Below are 19,103 nucleotides of genomic sequence, written 5' to 3'. Positions count from 1 at the left end.
AAAATAATAATTTATCAAATCTAAGGAATTTAAGACTAACTAAAAAAGGAATCTTGCTATGAATTTGTTAAAAGTCAAAAAAAAAGCCATTCGTAAAAACGAATGGCTTAAATCTATATATAACTCTAAGAATTATTTGATTTTAAAAGCATTTAATCCAGGAAAGTAAGCAGTACTTCCTAATTCTTCTTCAATTCTTAACAATTGATTGTATTTTGCCATACGATCAGAACGAGAAGCTGAACCTGTTTTAATTTGACCACAATTTAATGCAACTGCTAAATCTGCAATAGTGTTATCTTCTGTTTCTCCAGAACGGTGAGACATTACTGAAGTATAACCAGCATTTTTAGCCATATTTACGGCAGCAATAGTTTCTGTTAAAGTACCAATTTGATTTACTTTAATAAGAATAGAATTTGCAATACCTTTTTCGATTCCTGTAGATAAACGCTCAACATTAGTCACAAACAAATCATCACCTACTAATTGTACTTTATGTCCAATTTTTTCAGTAAGTAATTTCCATCCATTCCAGTCATTTTCATCCATTCCATCTTCGATAGATATAATTGGGTATTTAGCCACTAATTCAGCTAAATAATCAACTTGTTCTGCAGAAGATCTTACTTTACCTGTTTCTCCTTCAAATTTAGAGTAATCGTATTTTCCGTTTACATAAAATTCAGCAGATGCACAATCAAGAGCAATCATAATTTCGTCACCGAAAGTATATCCTGCATTTTCAACCGCTTTTTTAATAGTATCCAAAGCATCTTCAGTACCACCTGGTAAATTTGGAGCAAAACCTCCTTCATCACCTACAGCTGTACTTAAACCTCTGTCATGTAATACTTTTTTCAAGCTATGGAAAATTTCAGTTCCCATTTGCATAGAATGAGAGAAAGAAGTGGCTTTTACTGGGAAAATCATAAATTCCTGAAAAGCAATCGGAGCATCAGAATGCGAACCACCATTGATGATATTCATCATTGGAACTGGTAATGTATTTGCCGAAACACCCCCTACATATCTATATAAAGGTAATCCTAACTCATTAGCTGCAGCTTTTGCAACAGCAAGAGAAACACCTAAAATAGCATTTGCTCCTAATTTAGATTTATTTGGAGTTCCATCTAAATCAATCATAGTTTGATCGATTACATTTTGTTCAAAAACAGAAACACCAACTAATTCTTCTGCAATAATAGTATTTACATTTTTCACTGCATTTAAGACTCCTTTACCTAGAAAAGCCTTTCCCCCATCACGTAACTCAACCGCTTCATGCTCTCCTGTAGAAGCTCCTGATGGAACCGCAGCTCTTCCTAAAACTCCGTTATCTGTAATTACATCAACTTCAATAGTAGGATTCCCTCTGGAATCAAAAATTTGTCTTGCGTGAATTTTTATTATAATACTCATTATTTTTGTTTTTTATTATTAAATTATAAATATTTTCCGAAATTATAAAAATATTTGACACTAGTTAAGTTCCTTAGCGATAAAATACTTTTATTTATTAACTCAATCGTTTTAGTTTAATTCCCTTTAATGTTCTCAATAAATTGATCGAATAAATAAGACGAATCATGAGGTCCTGGACTTGCTTCTGGGTGGTACTGTACAGAGAAACAATTTTTATTTTTCATACGCATACCCGCTACAGTATTATCATTAAGATGTAAGTGGGTAATCTCTAAATCCGGATGATTATCCAATTGTTCTTTATTTACAGCAAATCCATGATTTTGAGAGGTGATTTCTCCTTTTCCTGTAATGATATTTTTAACCGGGTGATTTATCCCTCTGTGTCCATTAAACATCTTATATGTCGAAACTCCATTTGCCAAAGCAATAACTTGATGACCTAAGCAAATACCAAATAATGGTTTGTTATTAGCCAAAATCTCTTTAGCAACTTCAATCGCACCAAATAAAGGATCTGGATCTCCAGGACCATTTGACAAAAAGTACCCATTAGGATTAAATTCTGATAAGTCTTTAAAAGTTGAGTTGTAAGGAAAAACCTTAATATAGCAATCTCTTTTAGCCAGATTACGTAAAATATTTTTTTTAATCCCTAAATCTAAAGCTGATATTTTATAAGTAGCGTTTTCATCTCCATAAAAATAAGGCACGGTAGTTGAAACTTTTGATGCTAGCTCTAATCCTTCCATATTTGGAACATTTGCTAGAGCAATTTTCAAATCTTCAATAGATGTTTCATCAGTACATATAACTGCATTCATTGCTCCGTTATCTCTTATATAACTTACCAATGCCCTTGTATCAACATCCGAGATACAAATAAGATTTTGTTTTATGAAGTAAGACTCTAAACTCCCAGAAGCATCTTCGCGAGAATAATTAAAACTAAAGTTTTTACAAACCAATCCTGAAATTTTAATGCTTTCAGATTCTACTTCAGAATCATTTACACCATAATTCCCGATATGTGCATTGGTAGCAACCATAATCTGACCGAAATAAGAAGGATCCGTAAAAATTTCTTGATATCCTGTCATTCCAGTATTAAAGCAAACTTCGCCAAAAGTAGTACCACTAATTCCGATTGATTTTCCGTGAAAAATTGTTCCGTCACTTAGTAAAAGAATAGCGCTTTGTCGTGTTGTGTATTTCATTTGTAATTAGATATTTTGCAAATTTAATTTTTTAAAAGAGCGAGTGCAAGGTTTTTTAAAAAATTCATCTCTAAAAATAAAACCCAAAGAAGGGAAAGTGTTAGATTATTGTAATTTTAGATTAGAAAAAACAAAAAAAAAGGATAAACTAGTAACTAGTTTATCCTTAATTCTTATTGAATGATTATTTTCATAACTATTCAGAAGCTTCAGTTGTCATTTCTGTATCAGCAGCAGGAGCTTCAGAAGCTTCATCAGCTTTCTTTGCTTTTCCACCACGACGGCTTTTAGCTTTTTTAACTTCTTTTTTACCTCCGTTGTAAAGTTCATTAAAATCAACAAGTTCGATCATCGCCATATCAGCGTTATCTCCCAAACGATTTCCAACTTTAATGATACGAGTGTATCCACCTGGACGGTCTCCTACTTTAGCAGCTACATCTCTGAACAAGTCAGTTACAGCATATTTGCTACGTAAGTATGCAAAAACAATACGACGATTGTGAGTCGTATCTTCTTTTGATTTTGTGATTAAAGGCTCAACGAATTGTTTAAGCGCTTTAGCTTTAGCAACAGTAGTGTTAATACGTTTGTGCTCAATAAGAGAACAAGCCATATTAGCTAACATAGCTTTTCTATGTCCAGTCTGTCTGCTTAAGTGATTGAATTTTTTTCCGTGTCTCATTGCTATGTTAAATTTAACTCGCCAAGGCGAATTAGATTATTCTTTATCTAGTTTGTATTTAGCTAAATCCATTCCGAAAGTTAAATTCTTAACTGCAACAAGTTCATCAAGTTCAGTTAAAGATTTTTTACCAAAATTACGGAATTTCATTAGGTCATTTTTATTGAACGATACTAAATCACCAAGTGTATCAACTTCAGCCGCTTTCAAGCAATTTAATGCTCTCACAGATAAATCCATATCAACAAGCTTAGTTTTAAGCAATTGTCTCATATGTAATGACTCTTCATCATACGATTCTGTTTGTGCAATTTCGTCAGCCTCGAGTGTAATTCTTTCGTCAGAGAATAACATGAAGTGGTGAATTAAAACTTTAGCAGCCTCAGTAAGAGCATCTTTAGGATTAATAGATCCATCAGTTTTGATTTCAAAAACTAATTTTTCGTAATCTGTCTTTTGCTCAACACGGAAGTTTTCAATTGCATATTTTACATTTTTTACCGGAGTAAAAATAGAGTCTGTAAAAATAGTTCCAATTGCAGCATTCTGTTTTTTGTTCTCCTCAGCAGGTACGTATCCTCTACCTTTTTCGATAGTTAAATCGAAATTCAGTTTAATTTTACTATCTAAATTACAGATAACTAGGTCTGGATTCAGAACTTGAAAACCTGAAATAAATTTTTGAAAATCACCTGCTGTTAATTGATCTTTACCAGAAACAGAAATAGTAACTGCTTCATTATCGATATCTTCAATTTGACGTTTGAAACGAACTTGCTTAAGATTAAGGATAATTTCGGTAACATCTTCAACAACACCTGAGATAGTAGAAAACTCATGATCTACACCTTCAATGCGAACGGATGTAATTGCATAACCTTCTAATGCTGAAAGCAAAACTCTTCTAAGTGCATTACCAACAGTCAATCCATAACCAGGTTCTAAAGGTCTAAATTCGAATTTACCTTCAAAATCGGTTGAATCGATCATGATAACTTTATCGGGCTTTTGAAAATTAAATATTGCCATAAATTTCGACTAAGTCAATTATTATTTGTTGTACAACTCTACGATTAATTGTTCTTTAATGTTTTCTGGAATTTGAAGTCTCGCAGGTACAGAAACAAAAGTTCCTTCTTTAAGATCGTTGTTCCAAGTAATCCATTCATAAACATGACTTGAATTTGATAAAGAACGTTCGATAGCTTCTAAAGATTTAGATTTTTCACGAACAGCAACTTTATCACCAGGCTTAAGGTGGTAAGAAGCAATATTTACAACTTCACCATTTACAGTAACGTGTCTGTGAGAAACTAATTGTCTAGCACCTCTTCTAGAAGGAGCAATACCCATTCTAAAAACAACGTTATCTAATCTTGCTTCACATAATTGTAAAAGAACTTCACCAGTAACACCTTTAGTAGCTGATGCTTTTTTGAATAAATTTCTGAATTGTTTTTCTAAAATTCCGTAAGAATATTTAGCTTTTTGCTTTTCCATTAACTGAACAGCGTACTCAGATTTTTTACCTCTTTTTTTAGCCATCCCGTGTTGTCCAGGTGGGTAATTTCTTTTTTCGAAAGATTTATCATCTCCGAAGATTGCTTCGCCAAATTTACGAGCAATTCTAGTTTTTGGACCAGTATATCTTGCCATTTCTAAAAATTAAATTTAAGGTAGAGATTATGAATTCAGGTCATATCCTCCGATAATCTATATCCTACCTTGTTATACTATTAAATAAAATAAATTAAACTCTACGTCTTTTAGGAGGACGACATCCATTGTGAGGCATTGGAGTAACATCGATAATCTCTGTAACTTCAATTCCACCGTTATGTATAGAACGAATTGCAGACTCACGTCCGTTTCCTGGTCCTTTTACATAAACTTTTACTTTTTTAAGTCCTGCCTCAAGAGCTACTTTACTACAATCTTCTGCTGCCATTTGGGCTGCGTATGGAGTATTCTTTTTAGAACCTCTAAAACCCATTTTACCAGCTGAAGACCAAGAAATAACTTCACCTTTTTTGTTAGTCAAAGAAATGATGATGTTATTGAAGGTAGCAGAAATATGAGCTTCTCCCGTTGATTCAACGATAACTTTACGTTTTTTTGCAGTTGCTTTAGCCATATTACTTATTATTTAGTTGCTTTTTTCTTGTTAGCAACAGTTTTTCTTTTACCTTTTCTAGTTCTAGAGTTATTTTTAGTTCTTTGTCCTCTTAATGGAAGACCAGTTCTATGACGGATACCTCTATAACAACCAATATCCATTAAACGTTTGATGTTCAAAGAAACCTCAGAACGTAATTCTCCTTCAATTTTGAAAGCCGATACTGCCTCACGAATTGCTCCGATCTCATCATCATTCCAATCTTGAACTTTTTTATCTTGGCTAACTTGAGCTTTTTCTAAAATCTCAATAGCTCTACTTCTTCCTAATCCAAAGATATAGGTAAGTGCTATAACACCTCTCTTATTTTTTGGGATATCTACCCCTGCTATTCTTGCCATAATTATCCTTGTCTTTGTTTAAATCTAGGATTCTTTTTGTTTATTACGTACAATCTCCCTTTTCTACGCACAATGATGCACTCGGGACTTCTCTTTTTTACTGATGCTCTAACTTTCATAGTGAATATCCTTTAATATCTATAAGTAATTCTTGCTTTTGACAAGTCGTAAGGACTCATTTCTAGTTTCACTTTATCACCAGGTAATAATTTGATGTAATGCATACGCATCTTACCAGAAATATGAGCAATTACAATATGTCCATTTTCTAATTCTACACGGAACATCGCATTTGATAATGCTTCGATGATAGATCCGTCTTGTTCTATTGCTGATTGTTTTGCCATATAAAAATTAAGCTACTGCTTTTCTATTTTTACCAGTCTTCATTAAACCATCATAATGTTTGTTTAATAAATACGAATTGATTTGTTGGATAGTATCTATCGCAACACCAACCATAATTATTAACGAGGTACCTCCAAAAAACATTGCCCAAGATTGTTGTACATCCATAAAACTTACAACAATAGCTGGGAACACAGCAATCAAAGCAAGGAATAAAGATCCTGGGAAAGTTATTAAGGACATCACTTTATCAAGAAAATCTGAAGTCTCAACACCTGGTCTAACACCTGGGATAAAACCACCGCTTCTCTTTAAATCATCAGACATCTTATTAGTAGGAACTGTGATTGCAGTATAAAAGAAAGTAAATACAACAATTAATGTTGCAAATACAAGGTTATACCAAAATCCAAACATATTACTAAAAGCACCAACAATTGATTGTGATGTATCTGATTTTGATAATCCAGCTACAGCTGCAGGTATAAACATAATTGCTTGCGCAAAAATAATCGGCATAACCCCAGAAGCATTAAGCTTAAGTGGAATCCATTGTCTATTTCCTCCCATCAAATCTTGCTCATAATCACCTGAAGTTGTACGACGAGCGTATTGAACGGGTATTTTACGAACTGCCATAATCAACAGTACACAAGAAATAATAACCAATAACCAAACAATAATTTCGATAACTAATAACATTGGACCTCCATTGTTATTGGTAACTCTGGTTGTAAATTCTTGTATAAAAGCTTGTGGAAAACGAGCTAAAATACCAACCATAATCAACAATGAAATTCCATTTCCAATACCTTTATCTGTAATTTTCTCTCCTAACCACATGGCAAAAATTGTACCTGTAACTAAGATTATCACAGAAGAAAATAAAAACTCAAAAGAATTAAAACCTAGTAAAAATGCACTACTAGGTAATGTTCTATATAAATTATAGATGTAAGTTGGCCCTTGAACTAGTGTAATAACAATAGTTAACCAACGTGTTATCTGATTAATTTTTTTTCTACCACTTTCTCCATCATTTTGAAGTTTTTGTAAATACGGAATCGCAATTCCCATTAACTGTACAACAATAGACGCAGAAATATAAGGCATAATACCTAAAGCAAAAACTGAAGCTTTAGAAAATGCACCTCCGGTGAACATGTCTAGAATAGATCCTAAACCATTTTTTGTTTGTCCCGCTAAACCAGTCAATTGCGTTGCATCAATTCCAGGAAGCGTAACGTGTGCTCCAAAACGATATACTAAAAGAAGTCCTAATGTAATTAAGATTCTGTTTTTTAGTTCTTCGATTTTCCAAACATTACTTATTGATTCAATAAATTTCTTCATACAATAGAAAAATTATATTGTTACAGCTTCTCCTCCAGCAGCTTCAATAGCAGCTTTTGCAGTAGCAGTAAATTTGTGAGCAGTTACTTTTAATTTTGCTTTCAATTCTCCTCTACCTAAAATCTTAACGATTTCATTTTTGGTAGCTAGACGATTAGCTACATAAACTGTCATATCAACAGAATCTGTAATAATACCATTGTCTACTAATAATTGAAGCGTATCCAAATTTACACCTTCGTATTCTTTACGGTTGATGTTTGTGAAACCGAACTTAGGTACACGTCTTTGAAGTGGCATTTGTCCACCTTCAAAACCAATCTTTTTAGAATAACCAGAACGAGATTTTGCTCCTTTGTGACCTCTTGCAGAAGTACCACCTTTTCCAGAACCTTCTCCTCTACCTAATCTTTTATTTTGATTGTGTGTTGACCCTTCAGCTGGTTGTAAGTTACTTAAATTCATAACAGTATTTGTTATTTAGCTTCTTCAACAGAAACTAAGTGTTTAACTTTGTTTATCATCCCAAGGATAGCAGGGTTTGAATCATGCTCTACAACTTGTCCCATTTTACGTAGACCTAAAGCTTCCAAACCTCTCTTTTGAGAAAGAGGACAGTTGATTTTGCTTCTTACTTGTTTTACTAATAATTTAGCCATAATTTCCTTGAATTAACCTTTAAAAACTTTTTCTAAAGAAACACCTCTTTGTTTTGCAACAGTGTAAGCGCTTCTCATTTGTAATAAAGCATCAAAAGTTGCTTTAACTACGTTATGAGGATTTGATGATCCTTGAGATTTAGATAATACATCGTGAATACCTACTGATTCAAGAACTGAACGAACAGCTCCACCAGCAATAACTCCTGTACCATGAGACGCAGGAATTAAGAATACACGTGCACCACCAAATTTACCTTTTTGTTCGTGAGGAACAGACTGACCATTCAAAGGAATTTTTACTAAATTTTTCTTAGCATCTTCTACTGCTTTCGCAATTGCTTCAGAAACGTCTTTAGATTTCCCTAATCCATGACCAACTACTCCATTTTCATCACCTACAACTACAATAGCAGAAAAACCGAAAGCTCTACCACCTTTTGTAACTTTAGTAACACGATTAACACTTACCAGACGATCTTTAAGTTCAAGACCACTTGGTTTTACCAATTCTACATTTTTGTATTTAGACATAATATATTAGAATTTAAGTCCAGCCGCTCTTGCGCCTTCTGCTAATGATTTAATACGACCATGATATAAGTACCCTCCTCTATCGAAAGTTACTGCATCAATTCCAGCTTTTAACGCTTTCTCCCCAACTAGTTTTCCAACTGCAGTTGCAATTTCTACGTTCGTACCTTTACCTATTTCTTTTTCTCTTGAAGAGGCAGCTAATAAAGTAACTCCATTCACATCATCAATAAGTTGTGCGTAAATTTCTTTGTTACTTCTAAATACAGATAGTCTTGGTTTAGTAGCAGAACCACTAATCGTTTTTCTAATTCTGAATTTAATTCTCTGTCTTCTATCAGATTTTGTTAATGACATAATCTTATTTTTTAAGCTGATTTACCTGCTTTTCTTCTTAATACTTCACCTACAAATTTAACACCTTTTCCTTTATATGGCTCTGGCTTACGGAAACCTCTGATTTTCGCAGCAACTTGACCTAAAAGTTGTTTATCTATTGATGTTAATTTTACGATAGGGTTCTTACCTTTTTCAGATATTGTTTCTAAAACTACTTCTGGAGCAACTTCCAAAACAATATTGTGAGAATATCCAAGAGCTAAATCTAACTTTTGACCTTGATTTGAAGCTCTATAACCAACTCCAACCAATTCTAAAGATTTAGTAAACCCTTCAGTTACACCAAGAATCATATTATTGATTAATGATCTGTAAAGTCCGTGTTTTGCTCTGTGATCTTTGTGATCAGACGATCTGTCTACTTGTACTTGATCGCCTTCAACTGTTACAGTTACGTCCGAAAACTCCTGTGTAAGCTGACCATTTTTTCCTTTTACTGTAATAATACCGTCTTTAACTTCTACAGTTACACCAGCAGGGATTACAATTGGATTTTTACCTATTCTTGACATCTTTTATAGTCTTTATAATTAGTATACGTAACAAATTACTTCACCACCTACATTTAATTGCTTAGCTTGTTTTCCAGTCATCAAACCTTTTGACGTAGAAACAATAGCAATTCCTAATCCGTTAAGGATTCTAGGTAAATTAGAAGCACCTGCATATTTACGCAAACCTGGTTTACTAATTCTTTGGATATCTTTAATTACTGACTCTTTAGTATCTTTATCATACTTCAAAGCGATTTTGATTGAACCCTGAACAGCGTTGTCCTCAAATTTGTAACTTAAGATATAACCTTGATCGAATAAGATCTTAGTTATTTCTTTTTTTAGATTAGATGCTGGAATTTCAACAACTTTGTGGTTTGCAGCCACAGCGTTACGAACTCTAGTCAAATAATCTGCAATAGGATCTGTATACATATGTATTTGATTGCGATTATGGTTTTCGGGAGACACTTGTCTCCCGAACCTTTAATCAATTAAAATTATTTTTTGGTTTGCAAAAGTAATAACTTATTGCGAGATTACCAAGACGCCTTTTTAACTCCAGGAATTAATCCATTATTAGCCATCTCACGGAAAGTTACACGTGAAATACCAAATTGACGAATATAACCTCTTGGTCTACCTGTTAACTTACAACGATTGTGTAAACGAACTGGTGAAGCATTTTTAGGTAATTTTTGTAAACCTTCAAAATCTCCAGCCTCTTTCAAAGCTTTTCTTTTCTCAGCATACTTAGCTACCGTTTTCTCTCTTTTCACCTCACGGGCTTTCATTGATTCTTTAGCCATGTCTTAATTCTTTTTAAAAGGTAATCCTAATTCAGTCAATAATGACTTTGCTTCCTTGTCTGTTTGAGCAGTAGTAACAAAAGTAATATCCATTCCTGAAATTTTGTTTACTTTGTCAATATCAATTTCTGGGAAAATGATTTGCTCTAAAACTCCAAGATTATAATTACCTCTTCCGTCAAAACCAGTAGCTTTGATACCACTAAAATCTCTAACGCGCGGTAAAGCAGAAGTAATAAGTCTATCTAAAAACTCATACATTCTCTCACCACGTAAAGTAACTTTTGCTCCAATAGGCATCCCTTTTCTCAATTTGAAAGACGCAACGTCTTTCTTTGAAATTGTAGATACTGCTTTTTGTCCAGTGATCTTTGTTAACTCATCAACTGCATAGTCAATAAGTTTTTTATCAGATACAGCTGCACCAACTCCACGGCTCAAAACGATTTTTTCAAGTTTAGGAACTTGCATTACGTTTGTATATCCGAATTCTTCTTTAAGAGCAGAGATTACTCTACTCTTATATTCTTCTTTTAGTCTAGGTGTATATGCCATTACTATAGTACTTGATTAGATTTTTTTGAAAATCTTACTTTCTTATCTCCTTCTACTCTAATACCAACTCTAGTTGCTTCCTTAGTTTTAGGATCAATAAGAGAAATGTTAGATATTTGTATAGAAGCTTCTTTCTTAACGATACCACCTTGAGGGTTTTTAGCACTTGGTTTTGTATGTTTTGAAACCATGTTTACACCTTCAACTATCGCTTTATTTTTTTCACGGTATACACGTAAAACTTTACCTTCTGATCCTTTATGGTCACCAGCAATTACTCTTACGATGTCACCTGATTTTATTTTTAGCTTTATCATCTTAAAACGAATTAAAGCACTTCTGGTGCTAATGATACAATTTTCATGAATTGTTTTTCACGAAGTTCTCTTGCTACCGGACCAAAAACACGAGTTCCTCTCATTTCCCCTGCAGCGTTCAAAAGAACACATGCATTGTCATCGAAACGGATATAAGAACCATCAGCTCTTCTCACTTCTTTTTTGGTACGTACAACAACTGCAGTTGAAACAGCTCCTTTTTTCACGTTTCCGTTTGGAGTTGCATCTTTGATAGAAACTACAATCTTGTCACCAACAGAGGCATACCTTCTTTTGGTACCTCCTAAAACACGGATAGTTAAAACTTCTTTAGCTCCTGTGTTATCTGCTACTTTTAGTCTTGATTCTTGTTGTACCATAATTATTTAGCTCTTTCAATGATTTCAACTAATCTCCAACATTTTGATTTACTCAAAGGACGCGTTTCGCTAATTCTTACAGTATCTCCAATGTTACAGTCGTTTGTTTCGTCGTGTGCAACGTATTTCTTTGTTTTCAACACGAACTTACCGTATAATGGGTGTTTTACTTTTCTTACTTCAGCAACAACGATAGATTTCTCCATTTTGTTAGAAGTAACAACACCAATTCTTTCTTTTCTTAAATTTCTTTTTTCTTCCATCTTTCAGCAGAATACAATTATTGTAACTCTCTTTTAGTTAGCTCTGTAGCCAATCTTGCAACTGTTCTTCTTACACTTCTAATTTGAAGTGGATTCTCAATTGGAGAAATAGCGTGGGCCATTTTTAGGTCAGCATATATCTTCTTAGTTTGACTAAGTTTTTCTTGCAACTCCGCTGCAGAAAGATCTTTTATTTCTGATTGTTTCATAATATACTATAAATTATGCTTCGAAATCTCTAGCAACAACGAACTTAGTTTTTACTGGAAGCTTTTGAGCTGCAAGACGTAACGCCTCTTTTGCAACTGATAAAGGAACTCCTCCAACTTCAAACATTATTCTTCCGGGTTTAACAACTGCAGCCCAATATTCTACTGCACCTTTACCTTTACCCATACGTACTTCAAGAGGTTTCTTAGTAATTGGTTTGTCTGGAAATATTTTGATCCATAATTGTCCTTCTCTTTTCATAAATCTAGTTGCAGCAATACGTGCAGCTTCGATTTGACGAGAGGTTAAGAACATTCCATCTTCATGTACAGATTTAATACCAAACATTCCATTAGAAAGTTCAAATCCTCTTTGAGAATTTCCTTTCATTTTACCTTTTTGTACCTTACGGTATTTTGTTCTTTTAGGCTGTAACATTTTTCTTTAGTTTAAAAATTTACTTTCTTTTACGAGCGTCTGGTTTTGAACCTTTATTAAAGTTAGATTTGCCACGAGGAGCATCTCCACCTTTACCACCACCAGCTTGTTTTTTATCCATTCCAGCAAGTGGAGAAAGATCTCTCTTTCCATAAACTTCACCTTTCATGATCCACACTTTGATTCCCATTCTACCATAAGTAGTATGAGCTTCTGCAAGTGCATAATCAATATCAGCTCTGAAAGTTGATAGAGGAATTCTACCTTCTTTGAAACCTTCTGAACGTGCCATTTCAGCTCCATTCAAACGACCAGAAATCAAAACTTTGATACCTTCCGCGTTCATACGCATAGAAGCAGCAATAGCCATTTTGATTGCACGTCTGTAAGAAATACGACTTTCTATTTGACGAGCGATGCTTGTCGCCACAAGATAAGCATCTAATTCAGGTCTTTTGATCTCAAAGATGTTAATTTGAACCTCTTTGTCTGTAATTTTCTTAAGTTCTTCTTTTAACTTGTCTACCTCTTGACCACCTTTTCCGATAATAATACCAGGTCTAGCAGTAGTGATAGTAACGGTTACAAGTTTCAAAGTTCTCTCGATGATTACTTTTGATACACTAGCTTTTGATAAACGAGCGTGGATATACTTTCTGATTTTGTGATCTTCGGCAAGTTTATCACCGTAATCATTTCCACCATACCAGTTTGAGTCCCACCCTCTGATGATACCAAGTCTATTTCCAATTGGATTTGTCTTTTGTCCCATGCTGTTTAAGAATTGCTTTGTGTGTTATTGATAGCCCCAAGCACGATTGTTACGTGATTAGAACGTTTTCTTATTCTGTGTGCACGACCTTGAGGTGCTGGACGAAGTCTTTTCAACATCATTCCTCCATCTACTCTGATCTCTTTAACGAATAACCCAGCTTCTTCTAAATTACCTTCGCTATTTTTTTGCTCCCAGTTATTGATTGCAGATAATAATAGTTTTTCTAATTTTCTTGAAGCTTCTTTAGAACTAAATCTTAAGATGTTAAGTGCTCTTTCTACCTTCTGACCTCTTACCAAGTCCGCTACTAAGCGCATTTTTCTAGGTGAAGTAGGGCAGTTATTCAATTTTGCGAAAGCAATAGACTTATTAGCCTCTTTTCTCGCATCTGCTGTTTCTCTTTTACGAACTCCCATTGCTTCTTATTTTTTACCTTTATTTTTTGCTCCAGCATGACCTCTAAAAGATCTAGTTGGTGAAAATTCTCCTAATTTGTGACCTACCATGTTTTCTGTTACGTAAACTGGTACAAATTGACGACCGTTATGAACTGCGATAGTTTGCCCAACAAAGTCTGGAGTAATCATAGAAGCTCTAGACCAAGTCTTTACCACTCCTTTATTCCCATTTTCAATGTTTTCTTGAACTTTCTTGTCTAACTTATAATGAACGAAAGGTCCTTTTTTTAATGAACGTGCCATATCTTATTATTTCTTTCTACGTTCTACGATATACTTGTTACTCGGGTTTTTCTTAGAACGAGTTCTATAACCTTTTGCTGGTATTCCATTTCTTGAACGTGGATGTCCACCAGAAGAACGTCCTTCTCCACCACCCATTGGGTGATCAACAGGGTTCATTGCAACAGGTCTTGTTCTAGGTCTTCTTCCTAACCATCTTGTTCTACCTGCTTTACCAGATACAACTAATTGGTGGTCTGAATTAGAAACTGCTCCAATTGTAGCCGAACAAGTTAACAAGATTAATCTCGTCTCACCAGATGGCATTTTAATTGTAGCATATTTTCCATCTCTTGCCATTAATTGAGCAAATGTTCCAGCTGAACGAGCAATTACCGCTCCTTGACCTGGTCTCAATTCGATACAAGAAATAACAGTTCCTAAAGGAATTCTACTTAAAGGCAATGTATTACCAATTTCAGGTTGAGATTCTGGTCCAGAAACTAATTTCTGACCAACTTTCAATCCGTTTTGAGCAATAACATATGTTTTCTCTCCATCAGCATAAGCTAACAAAGCGATAAACGCAGTACGATTTGGATCATATTCGATTGATTTCACTGTAGCTGGAATTCCTTCTTTTGTACGTTTGAAATCAATAATACGATATCTCTGCTTGTGACCACCACCCGTATAACGCATGGTCATCTTTCCTTGACTATTTCTACCTCCAGAGTTTTTTATCGGCGCTATCAAAGAGCGTTCCGGCTTATCAGTTGTAATGGCGTCATAACCATTCACAACTCTAAATCGCTGACCTGGGGTAATAGGTTTTAATTTTCTTACTGACATTTTTCTATCTTAGATATTGTTGTAAAAATCAATTGTTTCTCCTTCTTGTACTTGAACAATTGCTTTTTTGATTGCATTTGTCTTTCCACTGATCAAACCACTTTTTGTGTATTTTGTAGTTCTATCCGGTCTTACATTCATCGTGTTAACACTCAAAATAGTTACTCCATAAGCAGCTTCAACAGCTTTCTTAATCTGAACTTTATTTGCTTTTTTATTAACAACAAAACCGAAGCGATTTAAAACTTCACTTTCCTTGGTTACTTTTTCAGTTACTATAGGTCTAATTATGATACTCATATTCCTATTATTTGCTTAAATTTTCTTCAATTACCTCTAAAGAACTCTCTAAAAGCACTAAATTATTAGCGTTTAGAATAGCGTAAGTACTTAATTCATAACTACTTACAACACTAGAAGCCTTTAAATTGCGTGAGGACAAATATACATTTTTATTCGACTCTCCCAACACAAATAAAGATTTTTTATTTTCTAACCCTAAAGCTTTCAAAACATTAATGAAATTTTTAGTGTTTGGAGTTTCAAAATTAAAGTCTTCCAAAACAACAATACTTGCTTCTTTTGCTTTAATTGAGAAAGCAGATTTTCTTGCCAATCTCTTCAAGCTTTTATTCAATTTAAATGAATAACTTCTTGGTCTTGGCCCAAAAACTGTTCCACCACCTTTAAACAAAGGGTTTTTAATACTACCCGCACGAGCAGTACCTGTTCCTTTTTGTTTTTTAATCTTACGCGTACTTCCAGTTACTTCAGCTCTTTCCTTAGCTTTATGAGTACCTTGTCTTTGATTTGCTAAATATTGCTTAACATCAAGATATACAGCGTGATTATTTGGTTCAATTGCGAATACTGAATCAGAAAGCTGAACTTTTCTTCCAGTATCTTTTCCGTTGAAATCTAATACTTTTACTTCCATTACTTCTGAATGATTACATAAGAGTTGTTATGACCAGGAACACATCCTTTAATAACTAGTAGGTTCTTTTCAGCAACTACTTTTAAAACTCTAAGGTTTTGAACTTTTACATTGTCTCCTCCCATTCTTCCAGCCATACGCATTCCTTTGAATACTCTAGATGGATAAGAAGAAGCTCCCACAGAACCTGGCGCTCTTAAACGGTTGTGTTGACCGTGAGTTGCTTGACCAACACCACCAAAACCGTGACGTTTTACAACCCCTTGAAAACCCTTACCCTTAGACACACCTTGTACATCTACAAATTCTCCTTCAGAAAAAATAGAAACATCAATAAGATCTCCTAATTTTTGCTCTGTTGCGAAATCTTGGAATTCAACGACTTTTTTCTTAGCTACAGTTCCCGCTTTCTTAAAGTGACCTAAAGCCGCTTTTGTGGAATGTTTCTCGTTTTTGTCATCGAAACCAAGTTGCAACGCTTCATACCCGTCAACACCTTTGGTTCTGACTTGGGTAACAACACATGGACCAGCCTCGATTACTGTACAAGGAATATTTTTCCCGTTTTCATCAAAAATACTAGTCATGCCGATTTTTCTACCAATTAACCCAGACATAAATATTAATTATTAATTATTAAATATAAATATAGAACGCAGCTTTTAAACCGAAACCTATTTTTTAAGAGGTGCAAAAGTATAACTTATTTACACACAAACCAAAAAAAATATTTTTCGTCTAAAAGCAGCGTCCTTTTTTACTCTTGAACTACTTAAACTTTGATCTCTACTTCTACTCCACTTGGCAATTCAAGTTTCATTAAAGCATCAATAGTTTTAGATGAAGATGAATAAATATCAATTAATCTCTTATATGACATTACTTCAAATTGCTCTCTCGCTTTTTTGTTAACGTGCGGAGAACGTAGTACAGTGAAAAGTTTTTTATGTGTTGGCAACGGAATTGGACCTGTTACAACAGCACCGGTACTCTTAACTGTTTTTACAATCTTTTCAGCAGATTTATCCACCAACATGTGATCGTAAGATTTTAGTTTTATTCTGATTTTTTGACTCATTTTCTTAAAGATTAAGCGTTTCCTTTTGCTTTTTTGATAACTGCTTCTGAAATATTAGAAGGCGTTTCAGCGTAGTGTGAAAATTCCATTGTAGATGTTGCTCTACCAGACGAAAGTGTTCTTAATGTTGTTACATAACCAAACATCTCCGACAAGGGCACATCAGCCTTGATAGTTTTAGCACCATTTCTATCACCCATGTCATTAACCTGACCTCTACGACGGTTTATATCACCTACGATATCTCCCATGTTTTCTTCTGGTGTAATAACCTCCATTTTCATGATTGGCTCAAGAATGATAGCTCCAGCAGCCTTAGCCACTTCTCTATACCCCATTCTAGCAGCTAACTCAAAAGAAAGCGCATCTGAATCTACAGGGTGGAAAGATCCATCGGTTAAAGTTACTTTTAAACTATCAACTTGGTATCCTGCTAAAGGACCAGTTTTCATAGCCTCACGGAAACCTTTCTCAACAGATGGTATATACTCTTTAGGAACGTTACCACCTTTTACAGCATTAACAAATTGCAATCCTACTGGAACTTTACCATCAACTTCGTCAGCTGGCTCAAGCGTAAATACGATATCACCGAATTTACCACGACCTCCTGATTGTTTTTTATAAGTTTCTCTATGTGTAGCACTTCTTGTAAACGCTTCTTTATATTCAACTTGAGGCTCACCTTGGTTTACTTCAACTTTAAATTCACGTCTCATACGATCCACCAAGATATCCAAGTGAAGCTCACCCATACCCGATATAATCGTCTGCCCTGAAGCCTCATCCGTTCTAACTGTAAACGTTGGATCCTCTTCAGCTAATTTAGCCAAAGCCATACCCATCTTATCTACGTCAGCCTTAGTTTTAGGCTCAATTGCAATACCAATTACCGGCGCAGGAAATTTCATTGACTCAAGAATAATTGGATGCTTTTCATCACACAATGTATCTCCAGTTTTAATATCCTTAAACCCAACTGCCGCTCCAATATCCCCAGCTTCGATATATTCGATTGGATTTTGTTTATTAGCATGCATTTGATAGATACGAGAAATTCTTTCCTTGTTTCCAGAACGAGTATTCAATACATACGATCCAGCATCAAGACGCCCTGAATAAGCACGAAAAAAAGCTAAACGCCCTACGAACGGGTCAGTAGCAATTTTAAAAGCCAAAGCAGCAAACGGCTCTTTCACATCTGGTTTACGTAATATTTTCGTTTGATCCTCTTCCAATAAATCAGCATCATCAGGATGAATACCCTCAATACCTTCTTTATCCATTGGAGACGGCAAGTACTTACACACAGCATCTAACATGAACTGAACTCCTTTATTCTTAAAAGAAGAACCAGCAATCATAGGAATGATAGCCATATCCATAGTAGCCGCTCTTAAAGCCTTGTTTATTTCCTCCTCAGTAATTGAATCTTCATCTTCCATGAATTTCTCCAACAAATTCTCATCATAATCAGCAACTGCCTCAATAAGAATCGATCTGTATTCTTTCACTTCTGCAATCATATCCTCAGGGATAGGCACAATATCAAAAGTAGCACCTTGAGTCTCATCATGCCATATAATAGCCTGATTCTTCACTAAATCAACTACACCTTTGAAATCATTCTCTTCACCAATTGGCAAAGTGATTGCAACAGCATTCGATTTCAACATATCCCTAACCTGCTGACATACATTCAAAAAGTTAGAACCTTGTCTATCCATTTTATTAACAAATCCCATACGAGGAACTCTATACTGATCTGCAAGTCTCCAGTTAGTCTCAGATTGTGGCTCAACACCATCAACAGCACTAAACAAGAAAACCAACCCATCAAGTACACGCAAAGAACGATTCACCTCTACAGTAAAATCAACGTGACCTGGGGTATCAATAATATTAAAATGATATGGTAATGATTCAGGCAAAATTTTACCTTGCTTAGTAGGAAAATTCCATTCACAAGTTGTAGCAGCAGAAGTAATAGTAATACCTCTTTCTTGCTCTTGCGCCATCCAGTCCATTGTTGCAGCACCATCGTGCACTTCACCAATTTTATGCGATTTTCCAGTATAAAAAAGAATACGCTCAGTTGTTGTTGTTTTACCAGCATCAATATGAGCAGCAATCCCAATATTTCTTGTATATTTTAAATCTCTAGCCATTTCTTAC

32 protein-coding genes are annotated in these 19,103 nt (G+C 34.6%); all 32 read right to left on the bottom strand.

Features of this window, described 5'->3' with window-relative positions:
* Positions 1 to 132: 132 nt before the first annotated feature.
* Positions 133 to 1,425, bottom strand: a complete 1,293-nt coding sequence (gene eno, locus OIU83_RS07030) for a phosphopyruvate hydratase (protein WP_264205537.1) — start codon at positions 1,423 to 1,425, stop codon at positions 133 to 135.
* Between the two features lie 116 nt (positions 1,426 to 1,541).
* The gene (carA, locus tag OIU83_RS07025; protein ID WP_264205536.1) at positions 1,542 to 2,645 is read right to left on the bottom strand and encodes a glutamine-hydrolyzing carbamoyl-phosphate synthase small subunit; all 1,104 of its coding nucleotides are present in this window, start codon (positions 2,643 to 2,645) and stop codon (positions 1,542 to 1,544) included.
* Positions 2,646 to 2,841: 196 nt separating this feature from the next.
* The gene (gene rplQ / locus OIU83_RS07020) at positions 2,842 to 3,330 is read right to left on the bottom strand and encodes a 50S ribosomal protein L17 (RefSeq protein WP_264205535.1); all 489 of its coding nucleotides are present in this window, start codon (positions 3,328 to 3,330) and stop codon (positions 2,842 to 2,844) included.
* Between the two features lie 36 nt (positions 3,331 to 3,366).
* Positions 3,367 to 4,359, bottom strand: a complete 993-nt coding sequence (locus OIU83_RS07015; protein ID WP_026109818.1) for a DNA-directed RNA polymerase subunit alpha — start codon at positions 4,357 to 4,359, stop codon at positions 3,367 to 3,369.
* Positions 4,360 to 4,380: 21 nt separating this feature from the next.
* Positions 4,381 to 4,986 carry a 30S ribosomal protein S4 gene (gene rpsD, locus OIU83_RS07010; protein WP_026982953.1) on the bottom strand — a complete coding sequence of 202 codons (606 nt, stop codon included), beginning with the start codon at positions 4,984 to 4,986 and terminating at the stop codon, positions 4,381 to 4,383.
* Between the two features lie 94 nt (positions 4,987 to 5,080).
* On the bottom strand, positions 5,081 to 5,464 hold the full coding sequence (rpsK, locus tag OIU83_RS07005) for a 30S ribosomal protein S11 (protein ID WP_007803677.1): 384 nt from the start codon (positions 5,462 to 5,464) through the stop codon (positions 5,081 to 5,083).
* Between the two features lie 8 nt (positions 5,465 to 5,472).
* Positions 5,473 to 5,847: a 30S ribosomal protein S13 gene (gene rpsM, locus OIU83_RS07000; protein WP_039111734.1), complete on the bottom strand. Its 375-nt coding sequence runs from the start codon at positions 5,845 to 5,847 to the stop codon at positions 5,473 to 5,475.
* Positions 5,848 to 5,849: 2 nt separating this feature from the next.
* The gene (gene ykgO, locus OIU83_RS06995) at positions 5,850 to 5,966 is read right to left on the bottom strand and encodes a type B 50S ribosomal protein L36 (protein ID WP_072945378.1); all 117 of its coding nucleotides are present in this window, start codon (positions 5,964 to 5,966) and stop codon (positions 5,850 to 5,852) included.
* Positions 5,967 to 5,978: 12 nt separating this feature from the next.
* Positions 5,979 to 6,194 (bottom strand): translation initiation factor IF-1, encoded by a 216-nt coding sequence (infA, locus tag OIU83_RS06990; protein WP_007136545.1) that lies wholly within the window; start codon positions 6,192 to 6,194, stop codon positions 5,979 to 5,981.
* A gap of 7 nt (positions 6,195 to 6,201) precedes the next feature.
* The gene (gene secY, locus OIU83_RS06985) at positions 6,202 to 7,548 is read right to left on the bottom strand and encodes a preprotein translocase subunit SecY (protein WP_264205534.1); all 1,347 of its coding nucleotides are present in this window, start codon (positions 7,546 to 7,548) and stop codon (positions 6,202 to 6,204) included.
* Between the two features lie 12 nt (positions 7,549 to 7,560).
* A complete protein-coding gene (gene rplO, locus OIU83_RS06980; RefSeq protein ID WP_039111735.1) occupies positions 7,561 to 8,013 on the bottom strand; it encodes a 50S ribosomal protein L15 in 453 nt (150 codons plus the stop codon).
* Between the two features lie 11 nt (positions 8,014 to 8,024).
* Positions 8,025 to 8,207, bottom strand: a complete 183-nt coding sequence (gene rpmD, locus OIU83_RS06975; RefSeq protein WP_017495010.1) for a 50S ribosomal protein L30 — start codon at positions 8,205 to 8,207, stop codon at positions 8,025 to 8,027.
* A 12-nt stretch (positions 8,208 to 8,219) separates the two neighbouring features.
* The gene (gene rpsE / locus OIU83_RS06970) at positions 8,220 to 8,744 is read right to left on the bottom strand and encodes a 30S ribosomal protein S5 (protein ID WP_085950271.1); all 525 of its coding nucleotides are present in this window, start codon (positions 8,742 to 8,744) and stop codon (positions 8,220 to 8,222) included.
* A 3-nt stretch (positions 8,745 to 8,747) separates the two neighbouring features.
* Positions 8,748 to 9,098: a 50S ribosomal protein L18 gene (gene rplR, locus OIU83_RS06965; RefSeq protein ID WP_264205533.1), complete on the bottom strand. Its 351-nt coding sequence runs from the start codon at positions 9,096 to 9,098 to the stop codon at positions 8,748 to 8,750.
* A gap of 11 nt (positions 9,099 to 9,109) precedes the next feature.
* Entirely contained in the window at positions 9,110 to 9,652 is a 543-nt protein-coding gene (rplF, locus tag OIU83_RS06960) for a 50S ribosomal protein L6 (protein WP_264205532.1), read from the bottom strand.
* 18 nt (positions 9,653 to 9,670) lie between these two features.
* Complete coding sequence (rpsH, locus tag OIU83_RS06955) at positions 9,671 to 10,069, bottom strand: 30S ribosomal protein S8 (RefSeq protein WP_035619634.1); 399 nt, start codon at positions 10,067 to 10,069, stop codon at positions 9,671 to 9,673.
* Between the two features lie 104 nt (positions 10,070 to 10,173).
* A complete protein-coding gene (gene rpsN / locus OIU83_RS06950; protein ID WP_007803655.1) occupies positions 10,174 to 10,443 on the bottom strand; it encodes a 30S ribosomal protein S14 in 270 nt (89 codons plus the stop codon).
* Positions 10,444 to 10,446: 3 nt separating this feature from the next.
* Complete coding sequence (gene rplE, locus OIU83_RS06945) at positions 10,447 to 10,998, bottom strand: 50S ribosomal protein L5 (protein ID WP_083694052.1); 552 nt, start codon at positions 10,996 to 10,998, stop codon at positions 10,447 to 10,449.
* A 2-nt stretch (positions 10,999 to 11,000) separates the two neighbouring features.
* Positions 11,001 to 11,315: a 50S ribosomal protein L24 gene (rplX, locus tag OIU83_RS06940; RefSeq protein WP_035619636.1), complete on the bottom strand. Its 315-nt coding sequence runs from the start codon at positions 11,313 to 11,315 to the stop codon at positions 11,001 to 11,003.
* Positions 11,316 to 11,326: 11 nt separating this feature from the next.
* Entirely contained in the window at positions 11,327 to 11,695 is a 369-nt protein-coding gene (rplN, locus tag OIU83_RS06935) for a 50S ribosomal protein L14 (RefSeq protein ID WP_007803649.1), read from the bottom strand.
* Positions 11,696 to 11,697: 2 nt separating this feature from the next.
* The gene (rpsQ, locus tag OIU83_RS06930; RefSeq protein ID WP_035619637.1) at positions 11,698 to 11,958 is read right to left on the bottom strand and encodes a 30S ribosomal protein S17; all 261 of its coding nucleotides are present in this window, start codon (positions 11,956 to 11,958) and stop codon (positions 11,698 to 11,700) included.
* Between the two features lie 17 nt (positions 11,959 to 11,975).
* Positions 11,976 to 12,167 carry a 50S ribosomal protein L29 gene (rpmC, locus tag OIU83_RS06925; protein WP_007803639.1) on the bottom strand — a complete coding sequence of 64 codons (192 nt, stop codon included), beginning with the start codon at positions 12,165 to 12,167 and terminating at the stop codon, positions 11,976 to 11,978.
* A gap of 13 nt (positions 12,168 to 12,180) precedes the next feature.
* The gene (rplP, locus tag OIU83_RS06920; protein WP_039111738.1) at positions 12,181 to 12,606 is read right to left on the bottom strand and encodes a 50S ribosomal protein L16; all 426 of its coding nucleotides are present in this window, start codon (positions 12,604 to 12,606) and stop codon (positions 12,181 to 12,183) included.
* A 19-nt stretch (positions 12,607 to 12,625) separates the two neighbouring features.
* Complete coding sequence (rpsC, locus tag OIU83_RS06915) at positions 12,626 to 13,378, bottom strand: 30S ribosomal protein S3 (RefSeq protein ID WP_035619639.1); 753 nt, start codon at positions 13,376 to 13,378, stop codon at positions 12,626 to 12,628.
* Between the two features lie 5 nt (positions 13,379 to 13,383).
* The gene (rplV, locus tag OIU83_RS06910; protein WP_007803631.1) at positions 13,384 to 13,797 is read right to left on the bottom strand and encodes a 50S ribosomal protein L22; all 414 of its coding nucleotides are present in this window, start codon (positions 13,795 to 13,797) and stop codon (positions 13,384 to 13,386) included.
* 6 nt (positions 13,798 to 13,803) lie between these two features.
* Positions 13,804 to 14,082, bottom strand: a complete 279-nt coding sequence (rpsS, locus tag OIU83_RS06905) for a 30S ribosomal protein S19 (RefSeq protein WP_007803626.1) — start codon at positions 14,080 to 14,082, stop codon at positions 13,804 to 13,806.
* 6 nt (positions 14,083 to 14,088) lie between these two features.
* Positions 14,089 to 14,913, bottom strand: a complete 825-nt coding sequence (gene rplB / locus OIU83_RS06900) for a 50S ribosomal protein L2 (protein WP_059114053.1) — start codon at positions 14,911 to 14,913, stop codon at positions 14,089 to 14,091.
* A gap of 9 nt (positions 14,914 to 14,922) precedes the next feature.
* A complete protein-coding gene (gene rplW, locus OIU83_RS06895) occupies positions 14,923 to 15,213 on the bottom strand; it encodes a 50S ribosomal protein L23 (protein WP_264205531.1) in 291 nt (96 codons plus the stop codon).
* 7 nt (positions 15,214 to 15,220) lie between these two features.
* Positions 15,221 to 15,850, bottom strand: a complete 630-nt coding sequence (rplD, locus tag OIU83_RS06890) for a 50S ribosomal protein L4 (protein ID WP_264205530.1) — start codon at positions 15,848 to 15,850, stop codon at positions 15,221 to 15,223.
* On the bottom strand, positions 15,850 to 16,467 hold the full coding sequence (gene rplC / locus OIU83_RS06885; RefSeq protein ID WP_035619642.1) for a 50S ribosomal protein L3: 618 nt from the start codon (positions 16,465 to 16,467) through the stop codon (positions 15,850 to 15,852). Before rplC ends, rplD begins: the two co-directional genes overlap by 1 nt.
* 155 nt (positions 16,468 to 16,622) lie before the next feature.
* Positions 16,623 to 16,928, bottom strand: coding sequence for a 30S ribosomal protein S10 (gene rpsJ, locus OIU83_RS06880; protein ID WP_011963470.1), 306 nt, complete (start codon positions 16,926 to 16,928; stop codon positions 16,623 to 16,625).
* Positions 16,929 to 16,939: 11 nt separating this feature from the next.
* Positions 16,940 to 19,096 (bottom strand): elongation factor G, encoded by a 2,157-nt coding sequence (fusA, locus tag OIU83_RS06875; RefSeq protein ID WP_264205529.1) that lies wholly within the window; start codon positions 19,094 to 19,096, stop codon positions 16,940 to 16,942.
* Positions 19,097 to 19,103: the final 7 nt, after the last annotated feature.

This window comes from Flavobacterium shii, assembly GCF_025847235.1.
GTDB lineage: Bacteria > Bacteroidota > Bacteroidia > Flavobacteriales > Flavobacteriaceae > Flavobacterium > Flavobacterium shii.
Note: the sequence above shows the minus strand (reverse complement) of the source record. Positions and strands in the feature narration are given on the sequence as shown.

What these genes read in the sequence shown, in the direction of transcription:
- eno (WP_264205537.1), bottom strand. Translation starts at nt 1,425, where the DNA reads ATGAGTATTATAATAAAAATTCACGCAAGACAAATTTTTGATTCCAGA.
- carA (WP_264205536.1), bottom strand. Translation starts at nt 2,645, where the DNA reads ATGAAATACACAACACGACAAAGCGCTATTCTTTTACTAAGTGACGGA.
- rplQ (WP_264205535.1), bottom strand. Translation starts at nt 3,330, where the DNA reads ATGAGACACGGAAAAAAATTCAATCACTTAAGCAGACAGACTGGACAT.
- OIU83_RS07015 (WP_026109818.1), bottom strand. Translation starts at nt 4,359, where the DNA reads ATGGCAATATTTAATTTTCAAAAGCCCGATAAAGTTATCATGATCGAT.
- rpsD (WP_026982953.1), bottom strand. Translation starts at nt 4,986, where the DNA reads ATGGCAAGATATACTGGTCCAAAAACTAGAATTGCTCGTAAATTTGGC.
- rpsK (WP_007803677.1), bottom strand. Translation starts at nt 5,464, where the DNA reads ATGGCTAAAGCAACTGCAAAAAAACGTAAAGTTATCGTTGAATCAACG.
- rpsM (WP_039111734.1), bottom strand. Translation starts at nt 5,847, where the DNA reads ATGGCAAGAATAGCAGGGGTAGATATCCCAAAAAATAAGAGAGGTGTT.
- ykgO (WP_072945378.1), bottom strand. Translation starts at nt 5,966, where the DNA reads ATGAAAGTTAGAGCATCAGTAAAAAAGAGAAGTCCCGAGTGCATCATT.
- infA (WP_007136545.1), bottom strand. Translation starts at nt 6,194, where the DNA reads ATGGCAAAACAATCAGCAATAGAACAAGACGGATCTATCATCGAAGCA.
- secY (WP_264205534.1), bottom strand. Translation starts at nt 7,548, where the DNA reads ATGAAGAAATTTATTGAATCAATAAGTAATGTTTGGAAAATCGAAGAA.
- rplO (WP_039111735.1), bottom strand. Translation starts at nt 8,013, where the DNA reads ATGAATTTAAGTAACTTACAACCAGCTGAAGGGTCAACACACAATCAA.
- rpmD (WP_017495010.1), bottom strand. Translation starts at nt 8,207, where the DNA reads ATGGCTAAATTATTAGTAAAACAAGTAAGAAGCAAAATCAACTGTCCT.
- rplR (WP_264205533.1), bottom strand. Translation starts at nt 9,098, where the DNA reads ATGTCATTAACAAAATCTGATAGAAGACAGAGAATTAAATTCAGAATT.
- rplF (WP_264205532.1), bottom strand. Translation starts at nt 9,652, where the DNA reads ATGTCAAGAATAGGTAAAAATCCAATTGTAATCCCTGCTGGTGTAACT.
- rpsH (WP_035619634.1), bottom strand. Translation starts at nt 10,069, where the DNA reads ATGTATACAGATCCTATTGCAGATTATTTGACTAGAGTTCGTAACGCT.
- rpsN (WP_007803655.1), bottom strand. Translation starts at nt 10,443, where the DNA reads ATGGCTAAAGAATCAATGAAAGCCCGTGAGGTGAAAAGAGAGAAAACG.
- rplE (WP_083694052.1), bottom strand. Translation starts at nt 10,998, where the DNA reads ATGGCATATACACCTAGACTAAAAGAAGAATATAAGAGTAGAGTAATC.
- rplX (WP_035619636.1), bottom strand. Translation starts at nt 11,315, where the DNA reads ATGATAAAGCTAAAAATAAAATCAGGTGACATCGTAAGAGTAATTGCT.
- rplN (WP_007803649.1), bottom strand. Translation starts at nt 11,695, where the DNA reads ATGGTACAACAAGAATCAAGACTAAAAGTAGCAGATAACACAGGAGCT.
- rpsQ (WP_035619637.1), bottom strand. Translation starts at nt 11,958, where the DNA reads ATGGAAGAAAAAAGAAATTTAAGAAAAGAAAGAATTGGTGTTGTTACT.
- rpmC (WP_007803639.1), bottom strand. Translation starts at nt 12,167, where the DNA reads ATGAAACAATCAGAAATAAAAGATCTTTCTGCAGCGGAGTTGCAAGAA.
- rplP (WP_039111738.1), bottom strand. Translation starts at nt 12,606, where the DNA reads ATGTTACAGCCTAAAAGAACAAAATACCGTAAGGTACAAAAAGGTAAA.
- rpsC (WP_035619639.1), bottom strand. Translation starts at nt 13,378, where the DNA reads ATGGGACAAAAGACAAATCCAATTGGAAATAGACTTGGTATCATCAGA.
- rplV (WP_007803631.1), bottom strand. Translation starts at nt 13,797, where the DNA reads ATGGGAGTTCGTAAAAGAGAAACAGCAGATGCGAGAAAAGAGGCTAAT.
- rpsS (WP_007803626.1), bottom strand. Translation starts at nt 14,082, where the DNA reads ATGGCACGTTCATTAAAAAAAGGACCTTTCGTTCATTATAAGTTAGAC.
- rplB (WP_059114053.1), bottom strand. Translation starts at nt 14,913, where the DNA reads ATGTCAGTAAGAAAATTAAAACCTATTACCCCAGGTCAGCGATTTAGA.
- rplW (WP_264205531.1), bottom strand. Translation starts at nt 15,213, where the DNA reads ATGAGTATCATAATTAGACCTATAGTAACTGAAAAAGTAACCAAGGAA.
- rplD (WP_264205530.1), bottom strand. Translation starts at nt 15,850, where the DNA reads ATGGAAGTAAAAGTATTAGATTTCAACGGAAAAGATACTGGAAGAAAA.
- rplC (WP_035619642.1), bottom strand. Translation starts at nt 16,467, where the DNA reads ATGTCTGGGTTAATTGGTAGAAAAATCGGCATGACTAGTATTTTTGAT.
- rpsJ (WP_011963470.1), bottom strand. Translation starts at nt 16,928, where the DNA reads ATGAGTCAAAAAATCAGAATAAAACTAAAATCTTACGATCACATGTTG.
- fusA (WP_264205529.1), bottom strand. Translation starts at nt 19,096, where the DNA reads ATGGCTAGAGATTTAAAATATACAAGAAATATTGGGATTGCTGCTCAT.